This window comes from Gammaproteobacteria bacterium, from assembly GCA_016200485.1.
In the GTDB taxonomy this organism is placed as follows: domain Bacteria; phylum Pseudomonadota; class Gammaproteobacteria; order Tenderiales; family Tenderiaceae; genus JACQEP01.
In genome coordinates this window covers 163,698-176,032 of record JACQEP010000016.1, presented here as the reverse complement: position 1 = coordinate 176,032, position 12,335 = coordinate 163,698, and the positions used below count along the sequence as shown (strand labels likewise).

The 12,335-nt window shown below is 53.9% G+C and carries 7 protein-coding genes; all 7 read left to right on the top strand.

All coding sequences use genetic code 11. The annotated features are described in order from the left end of the window. Positions 1 to 2: 2 nt before the first annotated feature. Complete coding sequence (locus HY272_10895; GenBank protein MBI3773190.1) at positions 3 to 254, top strand: WGR domain-containing protein; 252 nt, start codon at positions 3 to 5, stop codon at positions 252 to 254. A gap of 100 nt (positions 255 to 354) precedes the next feature. After that, entirely contained in the window at positions 355 to 1,857 is a 1,503-nt protein-coding gene (locus HY272_10890) for an AAA family ATPase (GenBank protein ID MBI3773189.1), read from the top strand. A 186-nt stretch (positions 1,858 to 2,043) separates the two neighbouring features. Next, a complete protein-coding gene (gene gltB / locus HY272_10885; GenBank protein MBI3773188.1) occupies positions 2,044 to 6,492 on the top strand; it encodes a glutamate synthase large subunit in 4,449 nt (1,482 codons plus the stop codon). A 37-nt stretch (positions 6,493 to 6,529) separates the two neighbouring features. Beyond that, the gene (locus tag HY272_10880; GenBank protein ID MBI3773187.1) at positions 6,530 to 7,936 is read left to right on the top strand and encodes an FAD-dependent oxidoreductase; all 1,407 of its coding nucleotides are present in this window, start codon (positions 6,530 to 6,532) and stop codon (positions 7,934 to 7,936) included. 160 nt (positions 7,937 to 8,096) lie between these two features. Beyond that, the gene (gene hemE / locus HY272_10875) at positions 8,097 to 9,161 is read left to right on the top strand and encodes a uroporphyrinogen decarboxylase (protein ID MBI3773186.1); all 1,065 of its coding nucleotides are present in this window, start codon (positions 8,097 to 8,099) and stop codon (positions 9,159 to 9,161) included. 5 nt (positions 9,162 to 9,166) lie between these two features. Continuing rightward, entirely contained in the window at positions 9,167 to 10,030 is an 864-nt protein-coding gene (locus HY272_10870) for a hypothetical protein (GenBank protein MBI3773185.1), read from the top strand. A gap of 209 nt (positions 10,031 to 10,239) precedes the next feature. Then, entirely contained in the window at positions 10,240 to 12,312 is a 2,073-nt protein-coding gene (locus tag HY272_10865; protein ID MBI3773184.1) for a TonB-dependent receptor, read from the top strand. Positions 12,313 to 12,335: the final 23 nt, after the last annotated feature.

Sequence of the window (12,335 nt, the reverse complement as noted above, 5' to 3'; positions counted from 1 at the left end):
GCATGAGAATTTATTTACAAACCCCGCCCGCTGCCGAAGAGGCGCCGCGCTTTTACCACTTGTTTTTACAGCCGGATTTGCTGGAAGGCTGGTCGTTGGTGAAAGAATGGGGCTATCAGGGTTCGGGTGGGCGGCTCAAACGCGAGCATTATCCCAGTCGCGAGCAGGCTGAATCGGCCCTGCTCGCGACCCGTGATGCCCAGGTCAAGAAGGGTTACCGGGTGGTATTTGTCGAAGGGCTGCGCGAAAATTAGTCGCATTGGGCGATTCGTGAATCGCCCCTACTTCCCCTCTACAGGGTTTTTCATGCTAGATTTGTGGCACTGCCGTTCTTAGTTTGCGGGTGCCAATGCCATGGATATCGATTTTGACAGTGTGCCGCTAACCGCCGCTGATTCCTTTTTGGTAGAAGCGCGCGATCCGTTTTCCGATCAGGTCGTGGAAGACCGTTATTTTCTCGATGAAAACCGTAAGCTCAGCCTCAATAAGCTCATCCACTTAGCGCCGCATTATCGCCTGATCGCCGTTGAAGGTCCGGCTGGTGTTGGTAAGTCATGTCTGTTGGCACAACTTGTGGCACGTACCAGCGAGAATTGGCGCGTGGGTGTGATTCGTTGCCATTCTTTGACCGGCGCCGATGAATTTTTACGCGATCTGGCCACACAAATCGGCGTGCGGGTCAATTCCAAATGGTCGCGTCAGGAGACGCTGGAAGAGCTGGGCTTTTACATGCAGCAGCTGGGTCGTAGCGGCCGGCGTGCCATTATTGTACTGGAAAATGCGGATTTGCTAGGCGAGGAAGTGATCGCGCTGTTACAAGCGTTGTTGCGGGATGAACGCAGCCAGATAGGCTTGGATCTGATTCTCTCCGGGGTGACCGAGTCATTGGCCAAACTCCTGGCTGTTTTGCCGCAACCGGCTGAATACACCGTGCGCATTGATCCTCTGGATGAACGGGCCACCGCCGATTATGTGCGGCATCGGCTGACGATCGCCGATGCCGATTATGAGCTGGGTGCGTTCAGTGACTCAGTGCTGCGGCGGATTTACAAACGTTCGCAAGGGATTCCGGCACAAATCAATCAGCAAGCGCGCGAGGTGTTGGCCAAGTCGCGCGGCGGTAGCCGCCGATTTGCCACGAATCTGCCATGGCGGTGGCTGGGGATCAGTGTGTTGATTACGGGTGCTGGAGCAGTTCTGATTTGGCAGAACAAGATTAACCAGCTGTTTACGCCATCGGCGCAGCCTACAGCGACAGTGAGCCAAGAAGTGGCCGCCGTGCAGCCCTTGCCTGTGCCGCAATTGAAGGGTGATATCCGGCGGGAGGAGGCCGAGTCGACGCCGGCCGAGCCTGTGGCCGAAGTAACTGCGCCAGCAGCAAAACCAGTGATTGATGCCCCTGTGGCTTCGACGGCAACGACCAAGCCCGCGCCAATGGTTGAAACCAAGCCAAAAACAGAGTTTGCGCCTGCTGCTGCCGTTGCAGCGACCAAGGCAGCTCCAGTAGCACCCGCCCCAGCGGCAGAAGCGCCGACCAAGCCTAAGCTCGAGGTCGCCGCCAATGGTAAACCGGATCAAGCCTGGCTCCAGGCTCAAGGCGGCAATCATTACACCTTGCAGTTAATGGCAATGGAAGATGCCGCCAAGGTTCAGAATTTCATCAAGGAGCGCAGGATCGAGAAAGACAGCGCTACGTTCCAAGTGAAGCGTAACGGTAAGCTGCTGACGGTATTGGTGTATGGCAGTTACCCGAGCCAGGAACAGGCCCAAAAAGCCGCGACGACAGTCATGCAGGACTGGGGGTTAAACAAACCCTGGATCCGTAATTTCGATAGTGTTAGGCAAGCAGCAAAGTAACCTTCATCGTTGTCTATATAAATGTAAACCCATGCGCTAGACAGGTTTGAGGTCGGTGGTTTGCGTCCCGGGGCTGAGGGGAGGTATACTCCTGACCCCTTTTGTGCCGCAACTATGCAGGCGTCGGCAGGCGGGGTTTGGCGCAACGATGAGCTCATATCAATCAACCAGTTAGTGTGATCCGCTATGGAACAAGGTTTATACCGGTCGGCGTTTGAGAAAGACAGCTGTGGCTTCGGCCTGATTGCGCATATGGATGGCGTCGCCAGCCATTGGGTAGTGAGCACTGCCATTGGTGCGTTGGCCTGTTTAACCCACCGTGGCGCCGTCGCTGCCGATGGCAAAACGGGCGATGGTTGCGGTTTGCTGCTGCGCAAGCCTGATGGCTTTATGCGCACTGAAGCCCAGCGGCTTGGTTTTGCGTTGCAAAATACTTACGCCGTCGGCATGGTGTTCCTGAATACCCATCCGGTGATGGCCGATCAGGCGCGTAGCCGCCTCGAAAGTGAGTTGCAGCAAGAAGGTTTGCAGGTTGCCGGTTGGCGCGTAGTGCCGACCGATAATAGCGCTTGTGGTGAAGAGTCGCTCAAGACCCTGCCCCATATTGAGCAGATTTACGTCAATGCCGCCGCTGGCATGGATGAAACGGCATTTGAACGTCACTTATACATAGCGCGTCGTCGCGCTGAGAAAGCGATTCAATTGCAGGACGACGTGTTTTATCTGCCATCGCTGTCGAGTCGCGTCATTTCTTACAAAGGCTTGGTGATGCCGGCCAATCTGCCGGTGTTCTATAAAGACTTGCAGCAGGCAACGCTGGAATCTTCTCTGTGCGTGTTTCATCAACGTTTTTCCACCAACACCTGGCCGCAGTGGCGTCTGGCACAGCCGTTCCGTTATCTGGCGCACAACGGCGAGATCAACACCGTGCAGGGCAATCGCTATTGGTCGGTGGCGCGCGGCCACAAGTTTGAAACGCCGTTGTTGCCGATGGCCGATGTGCGGCCGCTGGTGTCGATGACGGGTTCTGATTCGAACAGTCTCGACAACATGCTGGAAGCGCTGCTCGCGGGCGGGATGGATATTTTCCGCGCCATGCGTTTGTTGGTGCCGCCAGCCTGGCAGAACGTCGAATCAATGGACCCGGATCTGCGCGCATTCTATGAATATAGTTCGATGCACATGGAGCCGTGGGACGGCCCCGCCGGCATCGTATTGACCGACGGTCGTTATGCGGCCTGTGTGCTGGATCGCAACGGTCTGCGTCCGGCACGTTATGTCATCACCAAGGATCGCCACATTACCCTGGCGTCGGAAATCGGCGTTTACGGCTATAAGCCTGAAGATGTCGTCGCCAAGGGCCGGCTCAAGCCAGGGCAGATGATGGCGGCCGACACGGCGACCGGTAAATTGTTATTGCCGGAAGACATCGATACGCTGCTCAAGAATCGTCAGCCCTACAAGCAATGGCTTAAGAGTAAGGTTAAGCGGCTTGAGTCGCGCCTGGAAGAAGAGCGTAACGATTTCGGCGATGGTTTTGATGCCGAGACATTGAACGTTTACGAAAAATTTTTTGACGTCAGCTTTGAAGAGCGTGATCAAGTATTGCGCGTGCTGGCCGAAGCGGGCCAGGAAGCAGTGGGTTCGATGGGTGATGACACGCCGATGGCCGTGTTGTCGCGCCAGATTCGGTCGCCGTTTGATTATTTCCGTCAGCAATTCGCACAAGTCACCAATCCGCCGATCGATCCGATCCGCGAACAGATCGTCATGTCGCTGGAGACATGTCTCGGTCGCGAACGCAACATGTTCGAGGAAACGGCCGATCACGCAGCGCGGTTGCGTATCGATTCGCCGGTGTTGTCGTACAGCAAGTTTGCGCAGTTGCTCAATATCGACGATCCCGCCTATGCGCATCAGCGCATCAGTCTGAATCGTACTGGTAAAAACCTTAAGGATGCCTTGCTGGCGGTTTGCGATGAAGCCGTGGCTGCGATTCGTGCGGGCAAGGTTGTGCTGGTGCTTTCCGATCGCGATATTGCCAAGGATAAGTTGCCGGTACATGCGTTATTGGCTACGGGCGCAGTGCATCATCGCTTGATCGAAGAAGGTTTGCGTTGCGATGCCAATATCGTCGTCGAAACCGGCTCGGCGCGTGATCCGCATCACTTTGCAGTGTTGATCGGCTATGGTGCGACAGCCGTTTATCCGTATCTGGCGTATGAAACTCTTTCGGGCTTGATTCGTAGTGGCGAGTTGGCGGGCCAGAAACCCGCCGAACTGGAACAGAACTACCGTAAGGGTATCAACAAGGGCTTGTACAAAATCATCTCCAAGATGGGGATCTCCACGATCAGCAGTTATCGCGGCTCGCAATTGTTCGAGGCGGTCGGGCTGCGACAGGATGTTGTTGATCTTTGCTTCAAGGGGACAACGACGCGTATTCAAGGCACGGGCTTTGCCGAGATTGAAGCGGAGCAGTGTGCCTTGATGGCGCGCGCCTGGAATTCGCGCAAGGATATTCAACAAGGCGGATTGCTGAAATACATTCATGGCGGTGAGGATCACGCCTACAATCCTGACGTCGTGCAGACGCTGCAACGCGCGGTGAGCAGCGGTAAATACGAAGATTACCTGAGCTATGCAAATCTGGTGAATGAGCGTCCCTATCTGACGCTGCGCGATATGCTCACCTTGCGTAGCGACGTGAAGCCGATCTCGATTGATGAAGTCGAGCCAATCGAAGTTATCATCAAGCGCTTTGATTCGGCGGCAATGTCGCTGGGCGCGCTGTCGCCCGAGGCACATGAAACGTTGGCCGAGGCGATGAATCGCCTGGGTGGCCGTTCCAACTCCGGTGAAGGCGGCGAAGACCCAGCGCGTTACGGCGGCATCAAGCGTTCCAAGATCAAACAGGTTGCCTCTGGCCGTTTTGGTGTGACGCCCGCCTATTTGCGCAGTGCTGAAGTGCTGCAAATCAAAATCGCGCAGGGTGCCAAGCCCGGTGAGGGTGGTCAGTTGCCTGGCGATAAGGTCAATGATTTGATTGCGCGCCTGCGGTATTGCAAACCCGGTGTCGGTTTGATTTCACCGCCGCCGCATCATGATATTTATTCCATCGAAGATCTGGCGCAGTTGATTTTTGACTTGAAGCAAGTCAATCCGGAAGCGCTGGTGTCGGTGAAGCTGGTGGCTGAAGCTGGCGTCGGTACGATTGCGGCGGGCGTGGCCAAGGCCTATGCCGATTTGATTACCATTTCCGGTTACGATGGCGGTACCGGCGCCAGCCCGTTGACCTCGGTGAAATACGCCGGCAGTCCGTGGGAGTTGGGATTAACCGAAACCCATCAAACCCTGCGCGCGAATAATCTGCGTGAAAAAGTACGCTTGCAAACGGACGGCGGTTTGAAGACCGGTCTGGATGTCATCAAGGCCGCAATTCTGGGGGCTGAGAGCTTTGGTTTTGGCACTGCGCCAATGGTGGCAATGGGTTGTAAGTATCTGCGTATTTGCCATCTCAATAACTGCGCTACCGGTGTCGCGACGCAAAACAAAGTATTGCGTCTTGAGCACTACAAGGGTACGGTCGAGATGGTGATGAATTACATCAAATTTGTCGCCCAGGAGACACGTGAGTGGCTGGCCAAGCTGGGCGTGCGCAGCATCGACGAATTGATCGGCCGTGTCGATTTGTTGCAACTGGCCGAGGCGCGCACGGGTAAGCAGCGTGGTCTGGATTTGTTGCCGATTATTTCCGACGCTGGCGTGGCGGCTGACAAGCCGCAATATTGCCGTTCGCTGCGCAATGAGCCCTTTGACAAGGCTGAATTGGCCGAGCAGATGGTGCGTGATATCTTGTCTGCAATCGAGCAAAAACGTGGCGGGGAATTTCGCTACAGCTTGCGCAATGTGCATCGCTCGATTGGTGCGCGTTTGTCCGGAGAGATTGCCGCGCGTCATGGCGATCTCGGCATGGAAGGATCGCCGATCACCTTGCGCATGACGGGGACCGCGGGCCAAAGCTTTGGTGTTTGGAATGCCGGTGGCCTGCACATGTATCTCGAAGGCGATGCCAATGATTATGTCGGTAAAGGCATGGCTGGCGGCAAGTTGGTGATTTATCCGCCTAAAGGCAGCCACTTTGTGAGCCACGAGACGACGATCATCGGTAACACCTGTCTTTATGGCGCTACCGGCGGCAAGTTGTATGCCGCAGGTCTGGCAGGCGAGCGTTTCGGGGTACGAAACTCCGGTGCGGTCGCCATTGTCGAAGGGATTGGTGACCATGGTTGTGAATACATGACTGGCGGTCTGGTTGTGGTGCTGGGACAGACGGGCGTCAATTTCGGTGCAGGCATGACCGGTGGTTTCGCCTATGTGCTCGATGAAGAAAACCGTTTCGTCGATCGCTATAACCACGAACTGATCGACATTCATCGCATCAGCACCGAGCAGATGGAGGCTTATGCCAATCACTTGCGCGGCATGATTGAAGAATATGTCGCCGAGACCGGTAGCCGTCGCGGGCAGGAGATTTTGGATAACTTCGCCGATATGATCGCCAAGTTCTGGCTGGTCAAGCCCAAGGCGGCGGAGATCAAGTCACTGCTCGAAGATTTGCGGCGCGCGGCGTAATTGATGCGTGATGATGTAAGTTACGGATTGCGAGACTATGGCTAACAATTTCCAGTTCATACAAGTGAAGCGCCTTGACCCGAAGAAAAAGCCGGTCGAGATTCGCATCAAGGAATATCGCGAGATTTACGGCAGTTTTGATCGCGCTGAAGCGGCGCAGCAGTCCGAACGTTGCCTGGCCTGCGGTAATCCTTATTGTGAATGGAAATGCCCGGTCCACAATTACATCCCCAATTGGCTGAAACTGGTGGCGGAAGGCAATCTTTTTGAAGCGGCGGAATTGTCACATCGTACCAATTCCTTGCCGGAAATCTGCGGCCGTGTTTGTCCGCAAGACCGCCTTTGTGAAGGTGCCTGTACGCTGAACGATGGTTTCGGTGCGGTCACCATCGGCGCCGTCGAGAAATACATCTCTGACACCGCCTTTGCGCAAGGCTGGCGGCCGGATTTGTCCAAGGTAAAAGCCACGGGCAAGCGCGTCGCCATTATCGGTGCTGGTCCTGCGGGCTTGGGCTGCGCCGACATTCTGGTGCGTAATGGCGTGAAAGCCGTGGTTTATGATCGTAATCCCGAGATCGGCGGTTTGCTGACCTTTGGTATTCCGGAATTCAAATTGGAAAAAGAAGTCATCAAGTTGCGCCGTGAAATCATGGAAGGCATGGGTGTTGAATTTGTGCTCAATACCGAAATCGGCAAAGACATCCCGTTCCAGAAATTATTGAATGAGTACGATGCCGTATTTCTGGGGATGGGTACTTACACCTATATGAAAGGCGGCTTTCCGGGTGAGGATTTGCCCGGTGTTTACGAGGCGCTGCCATTCCTGGTTTCCAACGCGAATCAGTGCCTCGGTTACGAGCAGGGTGCGGCGGGTTTTGTGAGCGTGGCCCGGCAGCGAGTAGTGGTGCTCGGCGGTGGTGATACGGCGATGGACTGTAATCGCACATCCATTCGCCAGGGTGCCGAGTCCGTAGTTTGCGCCTATCGCCGTGACGAGGAAAACATGCCGGGTTCGAAGCGCGAAGTTGCCAATGCCAAGGAAGAAGGTGTTGAGTTTCTCTGGAATCGGCAGCCGGTAGAAATCGTGGGTAAGGATAAAGTTGAGGGCGTAAAGCTTGTGACCACGCGTCTTGGCGCGCCCGATGCCCGTGGCCGCCGTCAGCCCGAAGTGGTGCCAGGTTCCGAAGAAATTGTGCCGGCTGATCGCGTGATTATTGCCTTTGGCTTCCGTCCAAGTCCTGCACCGTGGTTTAAGGACTTTAGTATTGAAACCGATGCCCAAGGACGCGTTAAAGCGCCAGCAGACAATCGCTACAAGCATCAAACCACCAATCCCAAGATCTTTGCCGGTGGGGATATGGTGCGCGGCTCCGATCTCGTCGTGACGGCGGTGTTTGAAGGCCGTCAGGCAGCGGAAGGTATTTTGGAGTATTTAGAAGTTTGAAAACCCAACGCGGAGGCGCGGAGACGCAGAGAGGAGCTGGAACTGGGGCGTTTGTCCTTGTCAGTTTGTTAGTGGTTGATAAGCATGAATATCCCATTAACAATTTTAGCTCCCTTTGCGTCTCCGCGCCTCCGCGTCTCTGCGTTGAGAGATTTATTGCATGACAGAATTGAAAAACGATCGTTTCCTCCGCGCACTGATGCGCCAGCCCGTCGATGTCACGCCAGTGTGGATGATGCGTCAGGCCGGCCGTTATCTGCCTGAATATCGTGCCACGCGCGAAAAGGCGGGCAGCTTCATGGATCTGTGCAAGTCGCCGGAGCTGGCCTGTGAAGTGACAATTCAGCCGCTGGATCGCTTCGCGCTGGATGCCGCGATTCTGTTCTCCGACATTCTCACCATTCCCGATGCGATGGGCTTGGGGCTGCATTTTGAAACCGGCGAAGGCCCGCGTTTTGACAAGCCGGTACGCACCGCTGCCGATGTGCAGCGCATTGGCGTGCCTGATCCAGAAGGGGAATTGAAGTATGTGATGGATGCCGTGCGTACTATTCGCCGGGAATTGAATGGCCGCGTGCCGCTGATCGGTTTTTCCGGCAGCCCGTGGACCTTGGCGACCTATATGGTCGAAGGCAGTGGCACCAAGGAATTCGCCAAGATCAAGGGCATGATGTATGACCAGCCCGCCTTGTGTCATCAGTTGCTCGATGTTACGGCCCGCAGTGTGATCAGTTATCTGAATGCTCAAGTCGCCGCTGGTGCACAAGCATTGATGATTTTCGACACTTGGGGCGGCGTGCTGACGCCGCGTGACTACAAAGAATTTTCGCTGCGTTACATGGCGCAGATTGTCGATGGTCTGACACGTGAGGCCGAAGGCCGTAAGGTGCCGGTGATTCTGTTTACCAAGGGTGGTGGCGCCTGGCTGGAAGATATGGCGGCGACGGGTTGTGACGCATTGGGGGTCGACTGGACCATCGATATCGGCGAAGCGCGCAAACGCGTCGGCAATAAAGTGGCGCTGCAAGGCAACATGGACCCGAGCGTACTTTATGCGTCGCCTGAGCGCATTCACCGCGAAGTCGGTGCGATCCTCGCCAGCTTTGGGCCGGGTAATGGCCATGTGTTTAATCTTGGACATGGAATTCATCAACATGTGGAGCCGGAGCGCGCGCGCGCCTTTGTTGATGCCGTGCATGAACTGAGTGCGCAATATCATCGCTGATTATGATGGACAGACGCTTTGAAAAACTGAAACAGATGGGGCCTTTCACTGAGGCCATGTTCAACCGTATGATCGCGTTTCAGGAGAAGGAGCATGCGGCCTGGGACGTGAATAAGCCGTTTGCTGAACGTATTAAAGATCTGTCGCTGCATAATCTGATATTCAGCAATCCAGATCGCGATCCGGCGAAGTTTGGCCCCACAATTGCGCATTATTACCCGATGCGCGAAGAAAACCGCGCGTTTGCCTATTATGCCAAGCACGTTGCCAATGCGCCGATCGTGCTGGACGTGCATGCGCGTAACGGGTTCATTGGCAGTTTGCTGGCGCGTGAAGGATTGAAGGTGATAGGCCTACGTGATCCGGATGCTAAGCCGAATCAGATCGCCGAATTTTATGATGCCGATGTTTATGAGCTATGCATTGGTACGCTGGAGGATGTTGATTTTGAATTTGATGTCGCGTTCTCGGCGTGGATGCCTTCGGGAATAAATTCCACTCCTGAAATTCTCAAGCACAAACCAAAATTGATCGTGTTTGTGTATACCGAACACGTCAATGAATATAGCAAGCAACGCCAGACGGGTACGCCGGAGGCCTTCGATCAGTTGCCATCCAATTATAAGATCGTTGATGAATGGTCGATCCAGCGGCCAGAAAATATGTTGCACGAAGCCTGGCCGGATTTAAGCCCCAGTCTCGAAGAAACTCGTATTGTTCGTATCTATGCGGACGAACCTTTCCACGCCATAGAGCGTTATGCTCCGGAGCAGTTTGCCGAGCCCTATGATTGGGAGCGGGAACTCGAAATGGCCTTGCTCGCCCTCGAGGCCAAACAGGAATTGCGCGATCGCGGCATCGCGGTTTAATAAACTTCTTATTTCTCTCAAGTACTATCCATCCAATCTTGCGCACATCAGGCGCGCAAGATTACTATGATTAAAATAGTGCAATCGCTCCAGGCATCGATATCGGCATTATTGAACGTTCTAATTCATTAATAAATCTATTATTATGTGAGCTGAGTTGGCAGGCCACGATCGATTATCAAGATAAGAAAAGTATAAGGGGATCACCAATGCCGGTGGCGTTGCTTGAACGCGAATGGGGTCGCTGTATATTAGTGTCGGGGATAAGCTTGTTTTCGATGGCGGCGATGGGCGCCGAAGCGACCGAGATACCTCCCGCAACTGAGGAAATGTATCTCGGTGATGTACCTGTTGTTAGCTCAGTGACACGTCTGGTGCAGCCTGTCACCAATTCACCGGTTGCGGTTACCATTATTGATCACGACATGATCGAGGCCAGTGGCGCGCGTGAAATCCCGGAATTATTCCGTCTGGTACCGGGGTTTCAGGTGGGTTATTTCGACGGCCACACGCCTTCTGTCAGTTACCACATGGCGTTGGATCGGTATGCGCGCCGCATGCAGGTGCTGATCGATGGCAGATCTGTCTATGTCACAGCGGTCGGCGGAGTGCCGTGGGCAGAACTGCCGATCACGATCGACGATATTGTTAAAATTGAAGTAGTCCGTGGCCCCAATTCGGCAAGCTACGGTGCCAATTCTTTCTTCGGCGTCATCAGTATTACTACCCGCCATGCACAGCTGGATCGGGGAACTTCGGTCAAGCTGAACGCAGGTGATGAGGGTGTGCGCGAGGGGTTTGTCCGGCACGGCAGCAGTCTTGGCAAGCTGGACTATCGCGTCAACGCAGCCTATATCCACGACGATGGCTTGCCTGTCAGAAGGGATTACAAAAGAACACAAATCGCTGGCTTTCGTGGTGATTATGCGATTGATGCCAATGACGCGATTATGGTCGATCTAGGAGTAAGTGATGGCGTACGGGGTGTTATCAATAGTTATTCCAGCGTATTGAATGTGCCCCGTGAAAAACAATTATTGACTCACCACCAGCAACTGCGTTGGGAAAGGAAATTGGCAGCCGACAACAGTTTGTCGATTCAGCTGTATCACATTTATCAACGAAACAACGAAACTTATACTATTGGTGGATTCTCGGTAGGGCCATTTACGGTTGACCAGACACTGGTAGACTTTGGTCGCAAAACCCAGCGTTTTGATCTCGAACTGCAACAAAATGTGCGCCTGACACCTGATTTTCAGTTGGTATGGGGTGGCGGGATACGAGAGGATCGTGTCTGGGGCGCGGAAAATTTGCTGAAAGGAAAGGAGCTGGATAATTTCCTCAAAGATGCGTTTGTGAGTGCGGAATGGGATGTTAAAGGGCCGCTAAGCGTCAATGCAGGGTTGTTTGCTGAAGATTACAGCACCACCGGCACACATTTTTCTCCTCGCGCCGGTATGATTTATACCGTGGCGCCAGGGCATAGCCTGCGTTTCACGGCTTCACAGGCCATCAGAACACCTTCGATGTTTGAGTACGCCGCTGAGTATGGCATTCATGCTACGACTAATCATGGAGCTGGTCCGGTTCTGAACAGTGTGAGCTGGGTGGGGACGCAGCAAACAAGACCGGAACACATTACCGCTTACGAGCTTGGCTATAACGGCGCATCTGGGGACGCAAATTTTGACATTAAGCTGTATCAAGAAAGGGTGCGCGATTTAATTCGACTTATATCTCGTCCCTATCCGGCGGATAACGTCGATCATGAAGTTGAACGTTATGAGAATCTTGATGCATTTTACATAAATGGCCTTGAAATTGAATTTAGAACCAAATTATCTGAAAACAATTCATTACATCTTGGCTACGCCTACGCAGATGTTGACCATACGGTGATATATTTTTCGGGCCCGAAGGCGGATTATAATGCTGCTGCACCGCAACATAATCTAAGTCTATTGTTGATGCATCATTTGAATCACGAGTGGAAAGCAAGCGCTGGCTTCTACTTCACCGATAAGCTGCAGGGATGGGAGTCTACGGACGTCAGGGATCCGGTGCAACGACTTGATCTAACCCTTGGCCAAGCAACCAGGATGTTCGGACATGAAACTGAGCTGACGCTGGCAATGCGAAATATATTCGGGCCATACGAGGAAATGGAACTGCTCCGCAGTGGAGCCGATCCCAATCGTTATTTTGACCCTAATCGGTTCGCCTACCGCAATCTAAATCCGCGCTCAGCCTTTTTGTCATTGAAAGTACAGCTCGACTAAACGACAACAAGCGTTTTGACAGG

Excerpts from the sequence above, each read along its gene's own strand:
- HY272_10895 (MBI3773190.1), top strand. The coding sequence starts at position 3 with ATGAGAATTTATTTACAAACCCCGCCCGCTGCCGAAGAGGCGCCGCGC.
- HY272_10890 (MBI3773189.1), top strand. The coding sequence starts at position 355 with ATGGATATCGATTTTGACAGTGTGCCGCTAACCGCCGCTGATTCCTTT.
- gltB (MBI3773188.1), top strand. The coding sequence starts at position 2,044 with ATGGAACAAGGTTTATACCGGTCGGCGTTTGAGAAAGACAGCTGTGGC.
- HY272_10880 (MBI3773187.1), top strand. The coding sequence starts at position 6,530 with ATGGCTAACAATTTCCAGTTCATACAAGTGAAGCGCCTTGACCCGAAG.
- hemE (MBI3773186.1), top strand. The coding sequence starts at position 8,097 with ATGACAGAATTGAAAAACGATCGTTTCCTCCGCGCACTGATGCGCCAG.
- HY272_10870 (MBI3773185.1), top strand. The coding sequence starts at position 9,167 with ATGGACAGACGCTTTGAAAAACTGAAACAGATGGGGCCTTTCACTGAG.
- HY272_10865 (MBI3773184.1), top strand. The coding sequence starts at position 10,240 with ATGCCGGTGGCGTTGCTTGAACGCGAATGGGGTCGCTGTATATTAGTG.